The sequence below is a fragment of the Paraburkholderia sp. RHO2 genome (assembly GCF_050955445.1).
Taxonomy (GTDB): domain Bacteria; phylum Actinomycetota; class Actinomycetes; order Mycobacteriales; family Mycobacteriaceae; genus Prescottella; species Prescottella agglutinans_A.
Window position 1 is genome coordinate 5,251,619 of record NZ_CP162617.1, and the last position, 21,713, is coordinate 5,273,331.

The 21,713-nt window shown below is 69.4% G+C and carries 21 protein-coding genes; 11 read left to right on the forward strand and 10 right to left on the reverse strand.

What is annotated here, in order from left to right; genetic code table 11:
- The first annotated feature begins 109 nt into the window (after positions 1-109).
- The 3 genes from ABTV10_RS24380 to ABTV10_RS24390 all read left to right on the forward strand — a co-directional run bounded on the left by ABTV10_RS24380 (position 110) and on the right by ABTV10_RS24390 (position 4,993).
- Positions 110-2,455 carry a heavy metal translocating P-type ATPase gene (locus ABTV10_RS24380; protein ID WP_499031305.1) on the forward strand — a complete coding sequence of 782 codons (2,346 nt, stop codon included), beginning with the start codon at positions 110-112 and terminating at the stop codon, positions 2,453-2,455.
- 608 nt (positions 2,456-3,063) lie between these two features.
- Entirely contained in the window at positions 3,064-3,882 is an 819-nt protein-coding gene (locus ABTV10_RS24385) for an SDR family NAD(P)-dependent oxidoreductase (RefSeq protein WP_499031308.1), read from the forward strand.
- Between the two features lie 76 nt (positions 3,883-3,958).
- Positions 3,959-4,993: a GAF domain-containing protein gene (locus ABTV10_RS24390; protein WP_499031310.1), complete on the forward strand. Its 1,035-nt coding sequence runs from the start codon at positions 3,959-3,961 to the stop codon at positions 4,991-4,993.
- 40 nt (positions 4,994-5,033) lie between these two features.
- Here the strand turns inward: ABTV10_RS24390 and ABTV10_RS24395 are convergent, their stop codons facing one another.
- From ABTV10_RS24395 to ABTV10_RS24410, 4 genes are all read right to left on the reverse strand, one after another.
- Positions 5,034-6,797, reverse strand: coding sequence for a cutinase family protein (locus ABTV10_RS24395; protein ID WP_499031312.1), 1,764 nt, complete (start codon positions 6,795-6,797; stop codon positions 5,034-5,036).
- 96 nt (positions 6,798-6,893) lie between these two features.
- Positions 6,894-8,507 carry an esterase/lipase family protein gene (locus ABTV10_RS24400; protein WP_499031315.1) on the reverse strand — a complete coding sequence of 538 codons (1,614 nt, stop codon included), beginning with the start codon at positions 8,505-8,507 and terminating at the stop codon, positions 6,894-6,896.
- Between the two features lie 112 nt (positions 8,508-8,619).
- Positions 8,620-9,945: an RNA polymerase sigma factor gene (locus tag ABTV10_RS24405; protein ID WP_433608435.1), complete on the reverse strand. Its 1,326-nt coding sequence runs from the start codon at positions 9,943-9,945 to the stop codon at positions 8,620-8,622.
- A 4-nt stretch (positions 9,946-9,949) separates the two neighbouring features.
- A complete protein-coding gene (locus ABTV10_RS24410; RefSeq protein ID WP_433608437.1) occupies positions 9,950-10,372 on the reverse strand; it encodes a YciI family protein in 423 nt (140 codons plus the stop codon).
- A 191-nt stretch (positions 10,373-10,563) separates the two neighbouring features.
- Here ABTV10_RS24410 and ABTV10_RS24415 point away from each other — a divergent pair, with 191 nt between their 5' ends.
- The gene (locus ABTV10_RS24415) at positions 10,564-10,917 is read left to right on the forward strand and encodes a TraR/DksA family transcriptional regulator (RefSeq protein WP_499031319.1); all 354 of its coding nucleotides are present in this window, start codon (positions 10,564-10,566) and stop codon (positions 10,915-10,917) included.
- Between the two features lie 17 nt (positions 10,918-10,934).
- On the opposite strand, the gene ABTV10_RS24420 is transcribed toward ABTV10_RS24415, so the two are convergent.
- The 5 genes from ABTV10_RS24420 to ABTV10_RS24440 form a co-directional block, all read right to left on the reverse strand.
- Positions 10,935-11,177, reverse strand: a complete 243-nt coding sequence (locus ABTV10_RS24420; RefSeq protein ID WP_433608441.1) for a helix-turn-helix transcriptional regulator — start codon at positions 11,175-11,177, stop codon at positions 10,935-10,937.
- The gene (locus ABTV10_RS24425; protein WP_433608443.1) at positions 11,167-12,018 is read right to left on the reverse strand and encodes an ABC transporter permease; all 852 of its coding nucleotides are present in this window, start codon (positions 12,016-12,018) and stop codon (positions 11,167-11,169) included. Before ABTV10_RS24425 ends, ABTV10_RS24420 begins: the two co-directional genes overlap by 11 nt.
- Positions 12,015-12,944 carry an ABC transporter ATP-binding protein gene (locus tag ABTV10_RS24430; RefSeq protein WP_499031324.1) on the reverse strand — a complete coding sequence of 310 codons (930 nt, stop codon included), beginning with the start codon at positions 12,942-12,944 and terminating at the stop codon, positions 12,015-12,017. Before ABTV10_RS24430 ends, ABTV10_RS24425 begins: the two co-directional genes overlap by 4 nt.
- A gap of 95 nt (positions 12,945-13,039) precedes the next feature.
- Positions 13,040-13,999, reverse strand: coding sequence for a DUF389 domain-containing protein (locus ABTV10_RS24435; RefSeq protein ID WP_433608447.1), 960 nt, complete (start codon positions 13,997-13,999; stop codon positions 13,040-13,042).
- Positions 14,000-14,159: 160 nt separating this feature from the next.
- Positions 14,160-15,353, reverse strand: a complete 1,194-nt coding sequence (locus tag ABTV10_RS24440) for a hypothetical protein (RefSeq protein ID WP_433608448.1) — start codon at positions 15,351-15,353, stop codon at positions 14,160-14,162.
- 177 nt (positions 15,354-15,530) lie between these two features.
- Between ABTV10_RS24440 and ABTV10_RS24445 the strand changes: the two genes are divergently transcribed.
- Positions 15,531-16,217, forward strand: a complete 687-nt coding sequence (locus ABTV10_RS24445; RefSeq protein ID WP_499031328.1) for a DNA alkylation repair protein — start codon at positions 15,531-15,533, stop codon at positions 16,215-16,217.
- Between the two features lie 10 nt (positions 16,218-16,227).
- Here ABTV10_RS24445 and ABTV10_RS24450 read toward each other — a convergent pair whose 3' ends face one another.
- A complete protein-coding gene (locus tag ABTV10_RS24450) occupies positions 16,228-16,935 on the reverse strand; it encodes a hypothetical protein (RefSeq protein WP_433608450.1) in 708 nt (235 codons plus the stop codon).
- A 108-nt stretch (positions 16,936-17,043) separates the two neighbouring features.
- Between ABTV10_RS24450 and ABTV10_RS24455 the strand changes: the two genes are divergently transcribed.
- From ABTV10_RS24455 to ABTV10_RS24480, 6 genes are all read left to right on the forward strand, one after another.
- On the forward strand, positions 17,044-17,670 hold the full coding sequence (locus ABTV10_RS24455; RefSeq protein WP_499031331.1) for a class I SAM-dependent methyltransferase: 627 nt from the start codon (positions 17,044-17,046) through the stop codon (positions 17,668-17,670).
- 370 nt (positions 17,671-18,040) lie between these two features.
- Positions 18,041-18,361: a hypothetical protein gene (locus tag ABTV10_RS24460; RefSeq protein ID WP_433608454.1), complete on the forward strand. Its 321-nt coding sequence runs from the start codon at positions 18,041-18,043 to the stop codon at positions 18,359-18,361.
- A complete protein-coding gene (locus ABTV10_RS24465) occupies positions 18,351-18,920 on the forward strand; it encodes a DUF4274 domain-containing protein (RefSeq protein WP_499031335.1) in 570 nt (189 codons plus the stop codon). Before ABTV10_RS24460 ends, ABTV10_RS24465 begins: the two co-directional genes overlap by 11 nt.
- Before the next feature lie 20 nt (positions 18,921-18,940).
- Positions 18,941-19,486, forward strand: a complete 546-nt coding sequence (locus tag ABTV10_RS24470) for a hypothetical protein (protein WP_499031338.1) — start codon at positions 18,941-18,943, stop codon at positions 19,484-19,486.
- Positions 19,487-19,535: 49 nt separating this feature from the next.
- The gene (locus tag ABTV10_RS24475) at positions 19,536-20,732 is read left to right on the forward strand and encodes a hypothetical protein (protein WP_499031341.1); all 1,197 of its coding nucleotides are present in this window, start codon (positions 19,536-19,538) and stop codon (positions 20,730-20,732) included.
- Positions 20,725-21,585: a hypothetical protein gene (locus ABTV10_RS24480; protein ID WP_499031343.1), complete on the forward strand. Its 861-nt coding sequence runs from the start codon at positions 20,725-20,727 to the stop codon at positions 21,583-21,585. Before ABTV10_RS24475 ends, ABTV10_RS24480 begins: the two co-directional genes overlap by 8 nt.
- Positions 21,586-21,713 lie beyond the last annotated feature (128 nt).

A 21,713-nucleotide genomic window follows, 5' to 3' on the forward strand; every position in this document is an offset into this window, starting at 1 on the left:
GTAACGCGATATTCGCGGTCCGGCGCGCCGAATGAACCGGACGCGCCGGGAGCGGCGCGAATGTCGCGCGGTACCGTCGAGACGACACCCGCGAGGACAGGGGAGCGTCATGGTGGATGTGCCGTCCGATGCACCATCCCGGCGGCGCGCGCTGCGCCGCCTGCAGGAACCCGCCCTGTTGGCCGTCACACTCGCGGCACTCGTCGCCGGCGGCATCGCGTGGCTCGCCGACGCCCACGACGTCGCCGACGCGTGCTGGATCGCCGGGATCGTCGTCGCGATCGTGCCCGCTACCTGGTGGGTGGTCGATGCGCTGCGCCGTCGACGGGTGGGCGTCGACCTGATCGCGGTCCTGTCCCTGGTCGGCACCCTGCTGGTGGGGGAGTATCTCGCCGGCGCGCTCATCGGCGTCATGCTGGCCACCGGACAGGCGCTCGACGCCGCGGCAGAGCGGCGCGCGACCAAGGATCTGCGCTCGCTGCTCGACCACGCCCCGCGCACCGCGCGACGTCGGACCGGCGACGATGTGGACACCGTTCCGCTCGACGACGTCGCGGCCGGCGACGCCCTCGTCGTCGGTCCCGGCGAGGTGGTGCCCGTCGACGGCTGGGTCACGTCCGAGTCGGCCGTGCTGGACGAATCCGTCCTCACCGGCGAGCCGTTGGCCGTGCAGCGTCGCCGCGGCGAGGTCGTCCGCAGCGGAATCGTCAACGCCGGCACGGTCTTCGAGATGCAGGCGCGCACCACCGCCGAGGAGAGCACGTACGCGGGCATCGTGCGGCTGGCGCGCGACGCCGCCGCCGAGAGCGCACCCGTCGTGCGGATCGCCGACCGGATCGCGGCCTGGTTCCTTCCGCTCGCGCTCGCCGTGGCCGGTGCCGCGTGGGTTTTCAGCGGTTCGGCGACCCGCGCCGTCGCGGTACTCGTCGTCGCGACGCCGTGCCCACTGCTGTTGGCCGCGCCCGTCGCGATCGTCTCCGGGCTGTCCCGGGCATCGCGCCTGGGCGTGGTGATCCGCAGCGGCGGCGCGCTCGAGAACCTGGGCCACGCAACCACGCTGGTGATGGACAAGACGGGCACCCTGACCACCGGGCGTCCCACCGGAACCGACGTGGTCGCCGCCCCCGACGGCGACGCCACGGAGGTGCTGCGGCTGGCCGCGTCGGCCGACCAACTGTCCCCGCACGTGCTCGCCGAGGCGATCGTGCAGGAGGCCAAGATGCGGGGCCTGGAACTGACGCTGCCGACCGACGTGGACGAGGAGGCCGGAACCGGCGTCACCGCGACCGTCGACGGCCACCGCGTCACCGTCGGCACCCTCGCCCTGCCCGCGGATGCCGCCGCGTGGGCCCGGGCCGCGCACGGGCGGGCCGCGCTCGACGGCGCCGCGATCGCGTGGGTCACCGTCGACGGCGGCATCGCCGGGGCCGTCCTGCTGGTCGACCCGGTGCGACGCGACGCGTCCCGCACGCTCCGGCGCCTGCGCTCGGCCGGGCTGGACCGACTGGTCATGCTCACCGGAGACCGGCGCGAGCCCGCCGAGGAGATCGGGTCCGTCCTCGGCCTCGACGACGTCCGCGCCGAGCAGACCCCGGCGGACAAGGTGGCGGGCGTCCGCGCCGAACGCGACCGGGCGGTCACCGTGATGGTCGGTGACGGCGTCAACGACGCGCCCGCGCTGGCGGCCGCGACCGTCGGCGTCGCGATGGGTGCCCGCGGATCGACGGCGACGTCCGAGGCGGCGGATGTCGTGCTGACCACCGACCGCCTCGACCATCTGGCGGACGCGATGGCGATCGCGCGCCGCTCCCGACGGATTGCGGTGCAGAGCGCCACCGTCGGGATGGGGCTGTCGTTGGTCGCCATGGGCTTCGCCGCGTTCGGGCTGTTGCCGCCGGCCGCCGGCGCGCTGCTGCAGGAGGGCATCGACGTCGCGGTGATCCTCAACGCCCTGCGCGCCCTGCGCGGCGACCGGGCGGAGGAGATCCCGCTGCCGGAGGACACCGAGGCGATGCTGCACCGCTTCTCCGCCGAACACGACGAACTTCGGGATCAGCTCTCGATCCTGCGCGACACCGCGGACCTCCTCGCGACTGGAGACCTGCCCGCCGCGCACGACGCGCTGCGCCGCGTCGACGCGTTCCTGTTCGACACCCTGCTGCCGCACGAGGAGGCCGAGGACCGCGAGCTGTACCCGGCGCTGGCGGCGCCGTTGGGCAACGCCGAGGCGACCGCGACGATGAGCCGCATGCACGCCGAGATCGACCGGCTGGCCCGGCGGCTGCGCACGCACCTCGCCAGGGCCGACGCGGCCGGCACGATCGCCGCCGAGCAGGTCGACGACCTGCTCGCGTGCCTGTACGGCCTGCATGCCCTGCTGCGTCTGCACTTCGTGCAGGAGGAGGAGAACTACTTCACCCTCGCGTCCGAGTCGGACTCCGCCCCGAACGCCTGACCACCGAGGGGGGAGCCCCGCGGCACCCCGTCCCGATACGGGGCAAATCCCCCTACACCCCCGCCGGGAACCGCACTAGCGTTCGGATTGTCGGCCGGCCCATCCGGTCGGCACACACCGCGGTCCCCCGGACCCCCGACCTGGTGGGCCGCGGCCGGGCGGTGGCGCCGGACCCCTTCCGACACCACCGCCCGGGCCTCCGCCCCCTCCTCCCGACACGCCGCGGTTGTTGCCTGGGCCACTATCGATGTCCTACAGTGCAAACCGCGCGCCCCACGGGTCTCCTGCAGCCTTGTCGACGTCGGTCTGCTTGTAGCGCGGTTCCACGACATGTTCATTCGGCGTTCCTCCGAGCACGCAGCACGTAGCGACCGGTGACGCCGCATCCCGACTCGGCTCGGCCCGGTTCCGCGGGATCCCCGCGGCACGTCGAGCCGTACGACCACCGGGCGATCGGTCCGAAACCCCGACGCGGACGGATCGCCCGGTGGTCATCCGTCTGCGTGAAAGATGTTCCCGGTCATCGTGATCGCGACCCCGCGACGTGCGGTTCACGTCCGCTTCTGGTAATCACAGTGGTGCAGTGGAGTGGGACGAAGGGGATTTCGTTGGGGTACTTCGATCGTCGTGTCGTGGTCATCACGGGCGCAGGCACCGGCATCGGGCGTGAGTTGGCCATCCAGTTGGCACGGTCGGGCGCATACCTGGCCCTGTCCGGCAATGTCGAAGAGCCACTTGCGGAAACCGCGCAGCGCTGCACGAACGCCGGGGCCCGGGTGTCGGCGACAGTGGTCGACGTGACGGACCGCGAGGCGGTCACCGCCTTCGCGACCGCCACCGCCGAACACTACGGCCGAGTCGATGCGGTGATCAACAATGCCGGAATCCTCTACGCCGGTGATGTTCTGGCGTCGGAGTACGCCGACGTCGAACGCGTCATGGACGTCGACTTCTGGGGCGTCGTGCACGGCACCAAGGCGTTTCTTCCGCACATCCTGCGATCGGACCGCGGGCACGTCGTGAACCTGTCGTCGGCCTTCGGTTTGATGGCCGCGCCAGGGTACTCGGCCTACAACGCCGCCAAGTTCGCGGTGCGCGGGTTCACCGAGGCACTGCGTCAGGAGATGGACAGTGCCGGACACCCCGTCAAGGTGACCTGCGTCTTTCCGGGCGGGGTCCGGACGTCCATCGCGCGCACGGCCGCCGCCGCACCGGGCGTCGACCTCGGCGAGGTCGCCGACTCGTTCGAGCGGCGCATCGCCCGCACCGACCCCGCCGAGGCCGCCCGAGTGATCCTGCGCGGCGTGGAACGCGGGCGGGCACGGGTACTCGTCGGGCCCGACGCCCGTGTCGTGGACGCCGTGACACGTCTGCTCGGGCCCGCGTACCAGTGGTTGCTGCCGGCGGCGAAGCGGCGCGCGGGATAGTCGCCGCACTCTCTCCGAGCAGGAGCACACGGCCGTCCCCGTGGAGGGGATCTCGCATGACACAGGGGGGCGAATCATGGCGACCGAGTGGTTGCTGATCAGTACGTTCGGGGGAGCGGAGCCGTCGTTGATCGGCGTCGGGTCGACACCCAAGCCGTTCGTGCCACTGGAACGGCACTTCAAGGTCCGCCGAGGTCAGGCGAACCGGTCCCTCGACGACGTGCGGTCCGCTGTCCTCGACGTCATGGCGGACTCGGATCATCGTCGAATCGATCGGGTGTCGGACGACGGCCGCAAGCGGATCATCGTGGAGCCGTTGCTCAATTCCGAGGCGCGCCTGCACGGGGTTCACCTGTGGCGGGGGAACGTCGACGAGAACCCGCCACGGCGGGATCCGGTGGGCGCCTGGCACTTCAACCTCACCGCCGGCAAGGCCAGCGGCAGCGAGGACCTGTTCGATCTGTACGGTGTTGCGCCGGAGGCTCGTCGATCCGAGGCCGCCCTCGCCGGCGCATTCAACCGCCTCGTCACCAACCACGACGAGGGCAAGGCCCTCGCGAAGATCGTGCAGTCCGAGCCCGGCACCGAACACCAAGCGGTGTGGAAGGTGCGGCGCGACGACGGGCACGAACGGGCGGCGCACTTCTCCTGCCGGATGCTCGAGGAGCGGCCGCACCCGTCGACCGATCGACGCGAGGTCATGCTGCGCGGCATCACCCACGACATCGGCCCGGCCGACGACGTTCCTTCCGCCCCGCCGCCCGTGATCCTCGAGCACCGGGTGCTCGACGCGGTCCTCGCGCCCGGCGAGTACCACGCCTACGTGGACCTGAAGCGGTTGACGTTGATCAAGTGGCGCGATCAACCGATGCCGGGCATCGCGTGGGGGAACGCCGTCGGCGAACCCGAACCGGCGATCCATCCCGACGACCTACCGATCGCGAAGGCGATGGTGCAGGACCTCACGCATCGAAACGTGCAGGGAATCCTCCGTTTCCGAGGGCTCGACGGCGAATGGAAACCCCTGCACCTGTCGGTGGCGCTCATGGCGTTCGACGAGTCCACGCACGGCGGGCTGGTCACCGTCGCGAAGGCCCCGACCACTCGGTAGTGAGCGGCCGGGGCCTGCGTGCCGGTGGGAATCGCGCGCGCTATCGACTCGGTGCCGGCGTGACGGTCGAGCGGGGCGTCGTGGTGGGCGCTGCGCTGGTCGTAGGTGCCGCCGGCGCGGACGAATTCGCCTGGGACGCGGTCGTCTCCGGCGCGCTCGGGGTATCCGTCGCCTCGGTGGACTCCGACGTTGCAGCGTCCGCCGGCGCCGTCGGGGTGGGGGACACCGGTGTCAGCGACGCCGTCTCGGTGGGCGCGGGCGTCCCGGCCGGCGCGGCGGTCGCGGACTGCGACGACGGAACGTCGGACGTCGCTGCCGATCCTGCCGCGGCGGACGCCGGTGCGGCGGAGGACGCGGCGACCTCGCTGAGCGCGGCGGACAGTTCGGTCGAGGTCAGCTTCGCCGACGGATCCACCTTCTGACCGGCCTGCGCCTGCTTCGCCAGGTGCGTCAGCCACGCGGCGGCGTAGTCGGCGGACGTCAGCGGCTTGCCGTTCGCCGGATCGGCGTCGCGCCAGTAGTCGAAGTGGTGCCCCACGTCGCGGGCCAGCGTCAGCTGGTACGGATCACTCATGATCACCGGGATGGTGTTCTGGTTCGTCACGATCAGGCCGACGATCTCCTTGAACAGCTTCTGCGGCAGGTACGCGAGCGGCGACATCTTGTCGGTCGAGATCGAATCCGCCTCACCCGAACCCGGAGTCGCACCCGACTCGGTCGTCGGCGGCGTGCCCGGTGTCGTCGTCGGTGTGGTCGTGCTGGGCCCCTGGTACGACGGATCGGACACCTGGAGCAGCACCTCCAGGAACGTCTGGTCGCTCTGCATCCAATCGGGCTGAGAGTTGATCTCCGCGAACGCGTTGAGCGCGATGCGCGACAGGACCGTCGCGACGTCCATACCGGTCGCGGGGGTCAACTGCTCACGTTCGAGCGCGTCGATGTTCAGCTGTCGTCCCACGTTCACCACCAGCTGCAGCAGCGAGATGTTCTGCGGCGCAGCACAGGTGAGGTCGCCGTCCGAGCAGAAGGACGCCACCCGACCGGCGAGGGCACCGAAGTCGGAGCCGCCGGTGTCCGGCGTCACGCCCTGACCTGGGACGGGCTTCGTGCCGTTCTGGTACTTCAGGTCGAATCCGTCCGGGTTGGTGAACGGGTTCTGCGCGCCCGGGAACGGACCCTGGCCGGCGTCGCGGCCGGCGTCGGCGACGATGACGACACCGACGACGTTCGCCGGATCCACCAGCCCGTACTTGCCGTCTGCGTCCGCCTCCTGGTGTCCGACGTTCATCGCGACGCGCCGGGCGACGTCGGCGCCCTCGCTGTATCCGACGATCGCGAACTTCGTGTCCGGGCACGACGTCCGAATCGCCCGCATCACCGATTCGGCGTTCGCCACCCCGGTGTTCACCGAGTCCTCGTAGCTCGACATGTCCGCCGGGTAGGCGATGTACATCGCGGCATACGAACCCGGCGCGACCGCCTTCAGCGGCGCGCTGGACGCCTGGTCGATCCACGTGCTGACGTAGTCGTCGGCCGACGCCGCGGGCAGTTCGCGGCCGTCGGCGTCGACCAGCATCTTCGTGGTGCCCGGGCGGGGCGTGTCACCGCGGCCGGCGATCGAGAGGGTGACCATGTCGTGGCAGTCGGCGGTCGACGCCGTCAGTTCGGTGTCGATGGTGCTGGTGCGCGGCGGCGCCGACCACAGCGCCCACGTCAGCGCCACCAGCAGCGCCACCCCCAGCGCGGCCGGGGTGATCACCCGCGCCGCGATCCGATGCCGTTCGAAGAAACCGCGAATAGTCATGTCCACTCCCCAAACCCGACTCACGGAAGACGCGTGGACAGACCCCCCGTACCGCGCGTCACGTCACCACTGACGTCGGGGAGCGGGGTTGCGGTGTTACACGGCGGCGATCGCCAACCTGACGGTGCCGGAGAAGCCGGTGCCGCCCACCTCGAAGGTCCAGTGGCCCTCGGCCGTCCTCCGGGCCCGCTGCACGTCGCTGCGGGGATCGTCGGCCGCGATTCTGTCGACCTGGTCGGGGGACGTGGGACCGGACGCACCGAGGTACCTCTCGGAGGTGTGCAGGAACATCCGCGGGCCGCCCGGCTGGGGAAAGACCTGCGCGTAGTACTGCTTGCCGAAGATCACGTTGTCGGAGAATCCGATTCCGCGGGTGTCGCGTTCGCCGACGTAGACGTCGAGTCGGAACACCAGGCCGGGCGCCGACTCCTCGACCTTGTCGCCGGCGTCGACCCACCCCTCCCACAGCAGCCTGTCCGGCCCCGCCCACCCGGTCGTCTCGTCCCCGGTCGCCGCCAACGGCTTGCGGAGTTCCCGGTCGAGGTCCGGCAGATCGTCCGACAGGTCCTCGCTCCGGCACGGGCCGTAGCAGTTCTCGGCCTCGCTGCTCTGGTGGAACAACTCGAAGTCCACGTACCGCGGCTTGATCGACACGCCGAGGTAGAACTCGCTGCGGCCGAACCAGTCGCCACCGCGCGTGATGTCGGCCCGGTCGAGCCACAACCGCACCCGGTGGGTGCCGTGGAAGAAGCGCATGGCGATCTCGTAGGACTCACGCGAGGTCACCAGCGAGTCCACGCCGCCGTGACATTTGTGCACGAAGGCCCTCGGGGCACCGGGCAGCTGCGCCGCGGACTGTTTGACGAGCCCGTCGCTGCGGTTCGTCTCGAGGGTGCCACCGTCGAACAGATTCGACAACCGGTTGGCGAACGATGCCGCCGTCGCACCGTATGCACGGTAGTTGGTTCCCACCACGGTGAGGATCCGGTCGACCGGGAACGCCTTCTCGACCTCCAGGAACCGGGTGCTGGAGGGAGAGAACGACGCCAACTCGTCCGACGCGTCCTGCGCCGACGGCAGGGCGTCGAGGATCCACCGCGGGATGCGCTGGAAAGCGATGCCCCGGTGCGGGGTGCCCAGCGTGACGATCCGGTGGATCAGGTCCGGCGCCGAGTTCGGCTGTCGCCGTTCGAGCGCCAGCAGCGCCTCGCGCACCACCAATCCTCCCATGCTGTGCGCGAGCAGATCCACTCCGGGAAAGTCCTTGTGATTCTTCTTCATTCCGATCTCGATCAGGTCGATCAACCGCACCAGGCCGGCGCCGTACCTGGCGAGGGATCGCGGTTCGAGGTCGTAGTACCGGTACACCCAGATCGTGTTGGTCGGGGTGCCGGCCAGCACGCGCGCCGCGGTCCCCGGATCGATGGCGACCGTGCCGCTGACGTCGCCCACATCGAACCCGTCACGGTCGTCCGGGGCCTCGACCGGAGCCTTGTAGTAGCCGATCACGTTCGTGGCGTCGGAATAACGGTATCTGTCGGACTTCAACGCGCGCAGGACGAATCCCTCGTAGATGTAGTTGTCGCCGCGCTTCTTCTCGTAGACCGTGCCGTCGTTGAAGCCCTGGTAGGCGCTGCTTCGCTCGTCCGCGACGTCGAGGCCGCCGAATCCGCGGATCAAGATCAGCGGGCGGCCGGCGTATGTGACCATGTCGATCTCCTGAACCCGACGGTGCCGGATCCGTGATCGCCCCACTGCGCACACGCCCGACACCCCAGAATCGCGCGGTTCGCAGCCCGGCACATCGGGTTTCGACCGCTCGCTACCCGGTCGATACGGAATCGACGCCGGCGCCGCCCTGTTCGCCGGATTGTGCGGCCGCGGCGCGGTCCGTCAGGATCTTTCGTTCTCGCTCGTTACCGGTCAGCCGGGCCGCGGCCTCGAACTCGGCGCGCGCCTCCCGGTGCCGACCGGCGCGCACGAGAAGTTCGGCGCGGGTGGCCGGCAACAGTCGGTAGCCGGCCAGTCGCCCGTCCGCGACGAGGGCGTCGACGATCTCGAGCGCCGCGTCGGGTCCGCTCGCCATCGCCACGGCCACCGCCCGGTTGAGATCGACGATCGGTGACGGCGACAGCCGGCCCAGCGCCTCGTACAGCAGCACGATGCGGTCCCAGTCGGTGTCGTCGACGGACGCCGCGACCGCATGACACTCGGCGATCGCCGCCTGCAGCCCGTACGCGCCGCGACCGCGTCCGAGGGCGTCCGCGCGGCCCAGGGCGGCGCGGCCGCGCACGATGGCGCCGCGGTCCCACCGGCGACGGTCCTGGTCGGCGAGCAGCACCGGATCACCGTTCGCGTCGAGGCGCGCCGGGAAGCGGGCCGCCGTGAGTTCCATCAGGGCGACCAGGCCGTGCACCTCGGGTTCGTCGGGCACGAGCTCGGCCAGGCTGCGGCCGAGCCGCAGGGCCTCGCGGCTGAGGTCGGGCCGCATCCACTCGTCGCCCGCGCTCGCCGCGTGCCCCTCGTTGAATACGAGATACAGCACCCCGAGGACCGCGCCCAGTCGGTCCCCGAACTCGGCGCGCTCGGGCACCGCGAACGGCACCTTCGCCGCGGCCAGCGTCTTCTTGGCACGCACGATCCGCTGCTGCACCGTCGACGTCGGCACCAGAAAGGCGCGGGCGATCTCGTCGCTGGACAGGCCGCCGACCACCTTCAGCGTCAGCGCGACCCGCGCCTCCCGGGAGAGCACCGGATGACACGAGACGAACACCAGACGCAGCACGTCGTCGTCGATACGGTCCGGGTCCCACGGCAATTCGTCGTGTACGTCGTCCGCCTCGAGCTCGTGGGCGATGGCCGCGAGTCGCTCGTCGTAGCGCTCCTGCCGGCGCCAGCCGTCGATCGCCTTGCGTTTCGCGACGGTCGTCAGCCAGGCGCCGGGATTGGCGGGCACGCCCGTCTCCGGCCACTGCGCGAGGGCGTCGGCGAGCGCCTCCTGCGCCAGATCCTCGGCCAGTCCGAAATCGCCGACGGTCCGCGTCAGCGTCGCGACGATCCGGGCCGACTCGATCCGCCACACCGCCGCGACGGAGCGCCGCGCGGACTCGGCAGGGTCCGCGCGGCGCTCGGTCGGGGAATCGCTCATGCGATCACGCCTTGCGGCCCTCGAGTTCCTCGCGCCAGCCCTCTTCCTTCTGGATCCACTCGTTGTCCTGCGGGAAGTCCTCGACGCCGGTGACCCGGCGCACCTCGATCTTCGCCCCCGGCCCCAGCGGCACCCGCTTGGCCCACTCGGCCGCCTCCTCCTTCGACGCCACCTCGAGGATCCAGAAGCCGTTGAACAGCTCCTTCGTCTCCCCGTACGGGCCGTCGGTCACCAGCGGGGTCTCGCCGGAGAAGTCGACGACGAAGCCCTCCTCGGCGTCCGCGAGACCCTCGCCGGCGAGCAGCACACCCGCCTTCATCAGGGCCTCGTTGAACTTGCCCATCTGCTCGATGACCTGCTCGAACGGGACATCCTTGTATGCCTCGACGGCCTCGTCGGTGGCGCGCATGATCAGCATGTACTTCATCGGTTCGCTCCTTCGTCCGGGGTCGCGTTTCGACCCTCTCATCCACGACGTCGAACGGGAAGACGCCGGATCGACATGCCGGGAGAATTTTCTTTCGAGCAACTTATTCGGCCATGTACGGCATGTCCGGCAGGGTAACCGGACCTCGGGCGGCTCGGAAGGATCGCGCGTCCGTCGGTGTTGAGGCGGGCATGAGCACCCCCGATCACCACTCGCGCATCGCCGGGGAACGAGCCGACGCCGAGCGCCGCATCACCGCCCTGAACCGGCGGTTCCGAGAGATCGTCGAGGGGTCCGAGTTGACGACCGACGACGACGAGCACGATCCCGAGGGGTCGACCATCGCGTTCGAGCGAGCGCAGGTCGCCGCGCTGCTGGCCGACGCGCGGCGCGAGGTCGAGGAACTGGACGCGGCCCTCCGGCGCCTCGAGGACGGCACCTACGGCGCCTGCATGTCGTGCGGACACGCGATCGCCGAGGCCCGACTCGACGCGCTACCCGCGACGCGCACGTGCCTCGCGTGTTCGAGCCGCAGGGGGCAGTGAGGGCGGTAAGACGACGGTCACGCGGTCTCGGCGCCCGACCCCAGACGGGGGAAGGGTTCGGTGGAAAAGACGACCTCCACCGCGACCTCGAAGTACGCGGCGATCCGCAACGCCAGGTGCAGGCTGGGGCTGTACTCGCCGCGTTCGAGGTAGCCCACGGTCTGATAGTGGACGCCCAGCGCCTCGGCCAACTCCCGCCGCGAGACGCCCCGCTCGGCGCGCAGCATCGCGATGCGGTTGTAGATGACCTCAGAAGGCACGCTGCATCGCCTTCTCCCGCCGTGCAGCCATACTGGAACCCGATTCGTGACGCGCCATGCGCCGCAACACTACCGGCGCGACCAGCAGTCCCGCGACAGCCCAGGCACCGAGCACTGCCGCGGTCTCGACGTGCCGCCAGGACTCGCCGATCTCGACCGTCACCGCGTCGGCGGGCAGCATGGCCGACCGCATGCCGAGGCCACTCCAGTAGATCGGGAACACCTGGCCCACCGCCTGCAACCAGCCCGGCAGCGCCGTGATCGGATAGAAGATGCCGGAGATCGCGACGAGTCCCATCAGCGGCATCGTGAGCAGGAAGGTGCCACGCGGACCATCGAGAACGGCGCCGAGAATCGCCCCGACGGGCAGCGTCGCCAGCAGGCCGAGCAGCAGCACCCAGACGAACGTCGCCCACGCACCGGCATCATCGAGTGACGACCCGCCGATGATCGCCATGCCCACCGCCAGCACGACCGCAACCTGTACGACGACGGATCCCGTGGCCGAGACCACCTTGCCGACGAAGTAGCCGATCATGCCGCCCGGCACCGTCTTTGCCCGCAGCAGCGTGCCGTCCTCCCGGTCGAGCACCAGCACGTTGGTGATCGCGAACAGGCCGTTGAACACGATGATCGAGCCGATCAGACCGGGCAACGCAAGTTCGGAAATCGAGAGCTCACTGCCCGCGTACTCGCGATTGCGCAACAGGTAGAGCACGACGAGCGCGATGGCAGGGGTCATGAACTGCCCGATCAGGTCGGGGCCGGTGGTGAACAGTTGACGAAGCTCGATCCAGCCACGGGAGAAGCCGGCCCGGACGGCGGTAGCAGTGGGATTCATCGGGTGACCTCCGCGAGAGTGAGGGCGCCGGCCAGGGCGTCGCCGGATTCGTGGCGGCGGACCAGCGCCATGTAGGTGTCTTCCAGCGAGGCCCGGCGAACCTCCAGTTCGTCGATGGAATCGCCGTGCTGCTTGAACAGTTCGTGGACGAACTTCGTCGACTCGGCGGTGGTGTGCACGAAGCGCTGATCGTCCACGGTCCAGCGCACCTCGGCCTCGCCGGCGATCGAGCGGGCGAGCTCGTCGGGCGAGCCGTCGGCGATGATGTGCCCGCCGGCCAGGATCAGGATCCGGTCGGCGATCTTCTCCGCCTCGTCGAGATCGTGGGTGGTGAGCAGCACCGTCGTGTCCTCGAGATCGGCCAGCCGGTGCACGAGGTCGTGGAAGTCCCGGCGGGCCGCTGGATCGAAGCCCGCGGTGGGCTCGTCCATGAACAACACTTCCGGACGACCGACGATGCCGATCGCCACATCCAACCGGCGTCGCTGACCACCCGACAGCGTGGCGATCTTGGCGCGGGCGTGCTCGGTCAGGCCGACGAGCTCGATGAGTTCGCCTGTGTCCCAGGGCTGTTGGTCGCGATCGGCGCAGTACGGTCGATAGAACGCGGCAAGATGGTCCAGCAGATCGCGCACCCGCCACTTGGCGTGGTCGCGCCAGGACTGCAGGACGACGCCGATCCGAGAACGCCAGTGTTCGTCCCCGTGCTCGGGATCGACGCCGAGGACGGCGACGCGGCCCGCCGAGCGGCCGCGGAAGCCCTCCAGGATCTCGATGGTGGTGGTCTTGCCGGCGCCGTTGGGGCCGAGCATGACCAGCACCTCACCGCGCCGGGCCTGGAACGTCACGCCGCGCAGAACGTCCGCGTCGCCGTACCGCATTCGCAATCCGTCGACGTCGAGCACAGCCCCACTTCTCGAACCCATGATTCCTCCCCATCATTGACCTTCGATGGTTTGTAGCATAGGTACTACATATCGTGGTGGCAATGCTCCGATCTTTGTCTGGATGTCTCCGCGGGCTACTCGCCGGCGGCGATCCGCGATCCCACGGTATGCACCACCTGCACATCGGGATCCCACGGCAGGAGACCGTCGACCGCCTCCTGCAGTTCGGTGACCGGCGGGAGGGACGGTGGACCGAGCACCGCGATCGTCGCGGTATGTCCCTGCCAGTTGACGCCCGTCACCGTGGCGCCCGGTACGTCGGCGAGCCACTGCCGCCCGGCCTCGGCAATCTGCTTCTCCCACACCGAAGACAGGGTGTTGGCCACCATCGGGATCGCCACCACGATCAGCGCGGCCGCGAGCACGATGTAGATCCGCGAGCGTTTGCCGGACTCACCTGCGGTGGCGTATCCAGCGGCGACGAGCACGACGACCGCGGTGATGACCAGGGCCACCACGTTGGACAGGAACAGCACGAACGCGCCGAGCGCCAGGGACGGGGCACCGGACCCCAGACACACGCCCACCACCGCCAACGGCGGGACCAGGGAGATCGCGATCGCGACACCGGGCAGAACGTCCCCGACGTCGCGGCGCGCGATCGCGATGGCACCGACCAATCCCGTTGCCAGGGCAGCGGCCAGGTCGGACAACCGGGGCGATGTCCGACCGAGGACCTGCGAATTGGAGAGGACGTCAGCATGATTGGGCACAATCTGGACGAACAAAGCGCCCATCGCGACGACCAACGCTGCCCCGAGGACGACGACCAGCAGACTGCGCCCGAGGAGCGGCGCCCTCCCTGTGGTGATGCCGAGACCGATACCGAGAATGGGCGTCGACAGCGGCGCCACGATCATCGCCCCGATCACCGTCGCGGTGGAATCACCGACGACACCGGCGACCGCGATCACGCCGGCGAGGGTCAGCATCGCCCAGAAGGCCGACTGCTTCGCCTGCCGGTCACCGGCGGTCAGGTCGAGTCGGTCGTCCAGTTCGGCGACACTTCGCCGCTGGCTGTCCGGGATGAGCATGAGCGGTCCGTCCTCTCGCTTCGGCGGGGAAACGCGACTCGACCGACAGCGGGCGTCCGATGCGGCGTTCCAAGTGGTACCCCTCCCGGTAGCGTGCACCCGCCCGCACCCGTTCCGGCTCACCCGGAGCGGGTGACCGTCAGACCGAGCACGACCAGAACTACGGCGACTCGACCAGGGTGCGGAGTGTGCGCAGCATTCTGCGGCTCATGACGAAGCCGATCGGTTCGAGGACGGCCGGGCCGAAAACGAGAGCGCCCTTCCAGTCGTCGCCGTGCGCGTTGCGTCCCCGCTCGAGCAGGCGAGTGCGCCCGCGCCCGTCGTCGCGGAGGTGGAACGCCCACAGCGAGGCGTTCGCGCTGTCGGGTGCCGAACCGTACAGCACCAGGTGGCGTTGCGGTTCGAGCGCCGCGACCGTCAGCGGTGGCGCCTTCGGGTGCAGCGATACCGGATCACCCACGGACAGATCCTGGAACCGGTCGAGCACCTCGGTGGCGTTCTCGATCCGGCATCCGATGAGGTTCTCGAGGCCGACGTAGCTGTAGAACCCGCCGCGGCCCTGACCGATCTGAACGATCCACGGCCACAGGCGCTCCGGCGGCGCTGCGACGGTGATCGCATGGGTGTACGCCCAGGCCGCGTCGGGCACCAATTCGTCACCCGGGAAGGTCTCTGCGACCTCTTCGGGCGTCGCTCCCCAGGTGGTCCGCCAACGGCGGAGCGGTCGCGCGAGCAGGTTCGCCAGGATCAGAACGGCGCCGGCCACCGACGCGACCACCGCCCGCGCGACGCTCGTGGATCCCATCCCGGCGGACTCGAATGTTCTTGTGCCCGAATGCGGTCCGTGTCCACGCTGCGCGAGCCACTCGTCGCGACGCACTCCGGGCACAATGTGGTGACGGATCGAACCGCGTACGCTGACCGGTGCGAGCAGCCACCACAGTGCACGCACGTACGCCTCCGCCCGCTCCGGACCGTCCCACTCGTACACACCGCGATAGACCTCGTCCTCGTCGTGGGCAACCCACAACTTGGAGACGAACCCGGGAAACCCCGCGAACATCGGAGTGTTGAGGAGGCTCTCCCACCGGAACAGGGCGTGCACCCAACCGTGCACCCCGCGGAGACGGAACTCGACCACCAGCACGCACGGGTCGGCGGTCGGTGGCCGCACCACCACCGTGTCCCGGTAGACCCGGCCGCGACCTTCGTCGAAGGCGAGTTGCTCACCGACCCACTCGGAACGACGACGGATGCGCCGACGCGCCAACAGCGCGACCGTCACCCCGACACAACGGACGATCCGCGTCGCGGCGACATCGACACGCAGATGCTCGGAAGTCCGACCGAACATGATTGCTCTTTTCCGGCGGCGACGGCGATCTCGTCCACACGGCCGCCAGGTCAACAGCCGTCCTTCCTACCGTAGCCAACACCTGCTCGGCATCCGGGGCGTCAGCGACACCCCGGGTCACTGACGCGGTCGTCGTACGCTGGGGCGAGGACGGACGGAGAGGTGGAGGAGATCGTTGTGACGACTCGTTCGGCACCCCAGACCGCTGTCGGCGAGGTGATGGCAGAACTGGCCGCCCTCGAAGACCCGAAGATCCGCGCGGTGAACGAACGCCACGGCGACGACCACGGCGTCAACCTCACCAAGTTGCGTGCGGTGGCGAAGCGCCTGAAGACCCAGCACGACCTCGCCGGTCAACTGTGGGAGACCGGCGACTCCGCGGCCCGTCTCGTCGCGATCCTGATCAGCCGGCCCAAGGCGTACTCCGCGGCGGAGCTGGACGCCATGCTGCGCGACGCGCGCGTGCCCAAGGTGCACGACTGGCTGGTCAGCTACGTCGTCAAGAAGAACGGCCAGGTCGAGGAACTCCGCACCGCTTGGTTCGCGGACCCCGACCCGGTGGTCGCCAGCGCCGGGTGGGCGCTCACCACCGACCGCGTGGCGAAGGCCCCCGACGGACTCGACCTGCCCGAACTTCTCGACCTCATCGAGGCGCACATGAAGGACGCACCGGACCGACTGCAGTGGGCCATGAACGAATGCCTCGCCACCATCGGCATCCATCACCCCGAGCATCGTGCCCGCGCGATCGACATCGGCGAGCGTCTCGGAGTTCTCGAGGACTATCCCACCCCGCCCAACTGCACGTCCCCCTACGCGCCGATCTGGATCGACGAAATGGTGCGCCGCCGGGCACGCAAGTAGCGGTTGTGGCTCATGCTCGCTCGACTACGGGCGAGGGAATCTTGGTGGCGCGGTACGAGTCTCCGGCGCGGGTGGGGCGCCACAGGCGCCAGTGTTTCGCCGACAGCCGGAACGGAAGATGCTCCTGCAGGTGTCGGGCGCCGACAGGCAGCCGTTCGTCGGCAGGAAGGTTGAGCCACAGGGAGAGCGAGGACGCCGCGGTGCCGAGGGTCGCCCGTACGCCCGAGCCGCCCAGAAGCCGGCCGTACCCGTCCACGGCGAAGCGACCGAACGCGTCGGGGGTGATGTCGGGGTACGGGGCGCGGGTGTCCGGGTCGAGGAGGCGCACGGGCGAGCTGTAGGTCAGCGCGGCCAGCGAACGTCCGTGGGTCGTGACCGCGTCGGGGCCGACGGCCACCAGGGCGTCGAGCGCGTGGTCCACGGCGCCGGGCGGAACGTTCCATGCCGTGTGGGTTCGCGCACGGTGGCGGGGACCGCCGAAGCGCTCGGTGGCGAGCGCCACCAGCTGCTCGGTCGACGCGGGCGGTCCGCCTGCCGCGATCTCGAACGCCCACGACGGTGACGACATCGGTTCGGTGCAGGCATCGACGAAGCCCCGCAGGCGCTCGAATGCATCGCGCGGACGCTTGGCGCGAAGCGAGTGTGCCCCGCCCGCAGACGCCGGCAGTCCGTCGTAGGTCACCACTTCCGGAAAGGTGCTGCCCTGTGTCCGCGCCATACGCGCCAGCCTAGGTGTCCCGCCGCTGCGGGTGCCCGCACGGATCATCCACGGAAATGTGCGCCGATCATTCGGCATATCGACACCCCGACGCCCATCATCGACGGCATGGAGAACACGAGCACCCTACGCCGCGACCGCGTCCGCGAGTCGTACTCGGCCAGATCCCTGGAATACACCGAACTCTGTGGCTCCATGACGTCGACGCATTCATCGGATCGCGCCCTGGTCAGCAGCTGGGCCGCCACCCTGACGGGTCCCGTGCTCGACGCCGGGTGTGGTCCGGGCCAGTGGTCGGGCTTTCTCGCCGAGTGCGGACTGGCTGTGAGCGGGATCGACCTGGTGACCGAGTTCGTCGAACGCGCTCGCACGCAGTACCCAGACCTCACCTTCGACGTCGGCGGCTTCGAGGCCTTGAACGCCGCGACCCAATCACTGGGTGGTGTGCTCTCCTGGTACTCGCTCATCCATCACAGTCCGCGGGACATCCAGGCGCCGCTCGCCGAGTTCGCGCGCGTGATTCGGCCCGGGGGAGGGCTGTTGGTGGGCTTCTTCGAAGGCGCGACCGTCGAGCCTTTCGACCACGCCGTGACGACTGCCTATCGGTGGCCGGTGGCCGAACTCAGCGATGAGTTGGTGACGGCCGGCTTCGAGGTGATCGAGGCACACACCCGAACGGGAAGTGGATACAGGCCTCACGGCGCCATCGCCGCGCGCCGGCAGGACACCCGGTGAGGGAGCAGCGGCCTAGTCCCGCCGGTTCACCGCACCTCGACGGTCTGTCGTAGGTTCCGGTTCTACTTGTCCGGACAATCTGTGCTTTCGAGACCTTCCACGGCACCGAGGTAAGGAGACCATCGTGGCGAAGCGTAGGACGCTGCCGAAGGAGGCGGGCCGAGGTGACCTCGATCGGTACGGATTTCGAGTTCCACCGCGACAGCTTCAATCCCGACTACCTCGACGAGACCGCGGCCGGCCTGACGGAGCTCTACCGGTTGGTCGGCGTCACGCCCGTTGCCGGGCGGCGACGACACGACGGCGTTGCGCCGATCACGGTTCCGGGGGCGGATGGCAGGATCGGCATCAGGCGCTCTGGGAGTTGCTGGTGCCGTCGAACGGCCCTGCGGCGACGGTGCAGGGGGAGGTGGTCCGTCTGACCGGACGGATCGCGCGGGAGATCCTCGACAACGGAAGCCCGAACTGGGGATCCGACTTCAGGAACATGCTCGCCGCACTGCCCGAGCACTGCTCGACCGGAATCCCGCTCCCGGCAGGCGAACTGGCGGAGGCCGGACGCCTTGCACGGGCGTTACGGTCCGGTAGCGGGGACGACGCGCAGGTGTATCGCCTGAGCGAACTCGGGGTCGCGTGGGTCGCGTCGAATCCGACACCGATCCTGCTGGGGAAGGTGAACTATGAGCGCTGACTTCGACGAGCTGGAGCTGCGCCTGATGCGCGAATTCCTCGACAGCGCGTCCGCGACCGAGTGGCTGGTGACGGCACTGACGATGAACTACGACGGCAAATCCGAGCTGATCGCATGGATGGCCGCACATCCGCGGCTCGACCGGGCGACCGCGGTCGCCCTGTTCTGGTACTCCCAGCCCGGTTACTACCAGAGGTACCGCAGCGGGGCCGACGTCCCGTCGATCAATCGCGCGGGGTGGGCGAATGTGCATGCGCTGCAGGAGCGTTTCGTCTCCGGCACGGTGACGGTCGCCGGTGCATCGTTCGACCCGGCGAACGATCTCTCGACGCCGACCGGAAATCCGGAGCATCCCGGTCAGGACTGGACAGCGGAAGCACTTGGCGCCCAAGACGACCCGGAATGGCTGATCCCTTCGGCGATGTTCGGGTCCGTCGCCGGGGACGACGTCGACATCCGCGGATACGTGGCGTCCCACGGATGGGTCGAGGGGATGCCACCCGCTGTGCTCGAAGAACTCGAGGCCGCATGGGCGGCCGACGGCGACGACGACGAATGAAGGCGAGGGCGACGACCGACGTGACTAGCTACGAGGAAGTCGAGAACTCCCTTCGTGAGTGTGCAGCCGGCGCCACGGCCCGCGCACAGGTCGAGTTCGGGATCGCGGTCACGCGCGAGCTCCTCACCGCGGACGGTGTGGCAGCGGCAGCGGCAGCGGAGTTGACGGAGACCGGAGCACGGGCCGTCAGCGCGGCGGCCGACGGAACGGGTACGGCGTCTGCCGAGCAACTTCGGGCATGGATCACGGAGATCGACGACGGCGATCTGTCGGACGGCGACATGGATACGGATCTCCTGCGCGCGATCACCGCGCTGGAGACGTGGACCGCCTATCGGGAGGACGAATCGTCGGAGCGGATCGCCGCACTCGGCATCGCGCTCCTCGAGCAGGCAGACTTCCGGGCGAGTGGGGCGCCGTTGGACGACTTCCTCGCACCGCCGCAGACGCGGCTGGCGTTCGCACGGATTCGTGCGGCGCTCACCGGGTCCGCGATCGATGCTGTCGGCGAGGCTTCTGTCCGGCGGGCTTCTGCAGCAACGGGATCGGAGGAGGATCGGATATGACTGACGAACGTCGTGATCGGGCGCGGTGTGATGACCGGGGGTGCGTCGCGTGAGCGAGACCTACGACTGGGATCGGCTCTTCCACGCGTACGGCATGGCGACGGACACGCCGTACCATCTGGAGGCGCTGGTGGACGCCGACGAGACGGCGTTCTCAACCGCGATGGAGCATCTGCACAGTGCGGTGCTGCATCAGGGCACCATCTACCCGGCAGCGGCACCCGCGGTTGCCGCTGTGGCACACGCCGTCTCGTTCTGGAGCGGTACCGCGGATCGGAAGACGGCGTCCGCGAGGCTGCCTGGGCTGGTGGGTTTCCTCGACGTGGCGGGTGACGGTCTGGCCCTGGCCGGTGCACTGCTCGAGGACGCGGGCGAGGCCGTGCCACCTTCGCCCCAGGACGAACGCCGGTTCTTCGAGGCCCTTGCGTCCGATGACGAGGGAGAATCGGAAGAGGCGTGGGAATCGCCTGTGGCAAGTGTGCTCATGACTCGCGCCATCCCGGCGCTCCGGCAGCAGGCGAACCCGGTTCTGGAGGCGCTGCTTCCGCTCGTGCGAGCGAATGCCCTCGCCGACAAAGCCGAGGCGGTGAGCGCGTTGGCGCGGTGGAGCGGCAACGCCGCTGCTTCGTATCAGGACCGTGTCGCCGTCGCGCTGCGTTCCTTCGCCGACAGTGCCACCGAGCGCGATGACCGGGCCGCGGCTGTTCTCGCACTCGGCACCGTCGGCGCCGACGTCAGCGGGTGGCTCACCGACCCCGATCCTGCGATCCGCGCGTGTGCCGCGTTGCATCTGCCGCGCTCGGGACAGGCCGCGGAGGAACTCGTTCGTGCGCTGACTGAGCCGGAAGAGGTCGGCCGGTGGTTCGAACGGAAACCGAGCGCCTTCCCCATGCACGTCCGATTCACGCTGCTGAACTCGCTCCTGCAACGGGACCAGTCCTTCGCCGCGATCCTCCCCGCGGCCGTCGCGATCGCGCAGATCTCCACCCCGTACACCGCTGACAACGACTGGGGACCGTTGCTTCGTGCCGCGTTCCCCGACGTCGAGTTCGTTCCGGGCGCGTACCCACCGGTACCCGAGAGCATCGGCGTGCCTCAGCGGCAGTTCCTCGCGGCTCTGGTGGCGAACGAGCGGTTGTGGGGAACGAACATCGGCAACGCGCATCTCGCGCTCATGCGCGTCGGCCTGCCGTACGACCGACAAGCGATTGCGGCGCTGCTGCAGGAACGGAGCGGAGATGAGTGACGAGGGTCGCGATCGGGCGTGGCGGGACGAGCTGATCCGCCTCGGCGGCAGCATCCATCAGGACGAGGCGAGACCGCTCAGTGACGAGGAGGACGCCGTCCAGCAGGCAGGCATCGATCGGTACGTCTCGATGCTCGACGCCCTCGACGGGCGGGCCGTCGACGCGGACACCATCGAGACGATCCTGTGGTCGTTGCATCCGCTCGACGACTACGGCATCTACGAGGCCGCGTACAGCGTGCTCTCACAAGCCGATCCGGCAGCAGTTGGCGCCGCCGCCGCCCGGGTGCTGCCGAACTGGCTCGACTCGCGCGGGGATCACGACAGCATCCGCAGCGGCTCGATGTTCGTCGCGGGTAGCGAGGACGCGAGCCGCGCGTTCCTCACCGTGACCGACACCTGGGACGATGCGCAGCGCGCGCTCGTGCGCCGAACAGTCGGCCGTTGGGTCCGTGAAGACGCGGAGTGGGAACCGATCCACGAAGCACTCGGCGGCACCAACAGGCAGCCGGCGCTCGATCCGATCCCGGACGACTGGCCCGAGGACTGGAGATCCGCTGCCGAGGCGTTCCGCCAGAGCGGTCGGGTGGATCGCGCCTGGACGAACGAGAAGGACTTCCCGAGCAACTTCGACCGCGTGTTCGCGATCATGGAACTCGACCACGGCGAACGCTGGCGGGAGGTGCCCGCCTTCCTCAACGCGCTGCTCATGCGTCGGAGGAATGAACTGCCGAAGTTCGTCGATGCGCTCGCCGCGCTCGCGGACGATCGACGCGAACGCATCCTCACGGCCGTCGACGCCGCGCGCCCGGACACCGCCGAGCACCTGCGCGGACTCCTGGGACAACTCTGAGGATCGGCTCCCGGGCCGGAAGAATCGTCACCTCGTGACCGATGTCGAGAGAAGGGAAGCGCGGGAATCCCAGGTCTCGACGGATGACGCAGGCCGTGCCGCTACTCCGGATCGGCGGACAATCTGTC

Coding starts and splice junctions, on each gene's coding strand:
- ABTV10_RS24405 (WP_433608435.1), bottom strand. CDS start 9,945: ATGAGCGATTCCCCGACCGAGCGCCGCGCGGACCCTGCCGAGTCCGCG.
- ABTV10_RS24415 (WP_499031319.1), top strand. CDS start 10,564: ATGAGCACCCCCGATCACCACTCGCGCATCGCCGGGGAACGAGCCGAC.
- ABTV10_RS24380 (WP_499031305.1), top strand. CDS start 110: ATGGTGGATGTGCCGTCCGATGCACCATCCCGGCGGCGCGCGCTGCGC.
- ABTV10_RS24480 (WP_499031343.1), top strand. CDS start 20,725: ATGAGTGACGAGGGTCGCGATCGGGCGTGGCGGGACGAGCTGATCCGC.
- ABTV10_RS24430 (WP_499031324.1), bottom strand. CDS start 12,944: ATGGGTTCGAGAAGTGGGGCTGTGCTCGACGTCGACGGATTGCGAATG.
- ABTV10_RS24450 (WP_433608450.1), bottom strand. CDS start 16,935: ATGGCGCGGACACAGGGCAGCACCTTTCCGGAAGTGGTGACCTACGAC.
- ABTV10_RS24465 (WP_499031335.1), top strand. CDS start 18,351: ATGAGCGCTGACTTCGACGAGCTGGAGCTGCGCCTGATGCGCGAATTC.
- ABTV10_RS24390 (WP_499031310.1), top strand. CDS start 3,959: ATGGCGACCGAGTGGTTGCTGATCAGTACGTTCGGGGGAGCGGAGCCG.
- ABTV10_RS24410 (WP_433608437.1), bottom strand. CDS start 10,372: ATGAAGTACATGCTGATCATGCGCGCCACCGACGAGGCCGTCGAGGCA.
- ABTV10_RS24395 (WP_499031312.1), bottom strand. CDS start 6,797: ATGACTATTCGCGGTTTCTTCGAACGGCATCGGATCGCGGCGCGGGTG.
- ABTV10_RS24425 (WP_433608443.1), bottom strand. CDS start 12,018: ATGAATCCCACTGCTACCGCCGTCCGGGCCGGCTTCTCCCGTGGCTGG.
- ABTV10_RS24400 (WP_499031315.1), bottom strand. CDS start 8,507: ATGGTCACATACGCCGGCCGCCCGCTGATCTTGATCCGCGGATTCGGC.
- ABTV10_RS24435 (WP_433608447.1), bottom strand. CDS start 13,999: ATGCTCATCCCGGACAGCCAGCGGCGAAGTGTCGCCGAACTGGACGAC.
- ABTV10_RS24455 (WP_499031331.1), top strand. CDS start 17,044: ATGGAGAACACGAGCACCCTACGCCGCGACCGCGTCCGCGAGTCGTAC.
- ABTV10_RS24440 (WP_433608448.1), bottom strand. CDS start 15,353: ATGTTCGGTCGGACTTCCGAGCATCTGCGTGTCGATGTCGCCGCGACG.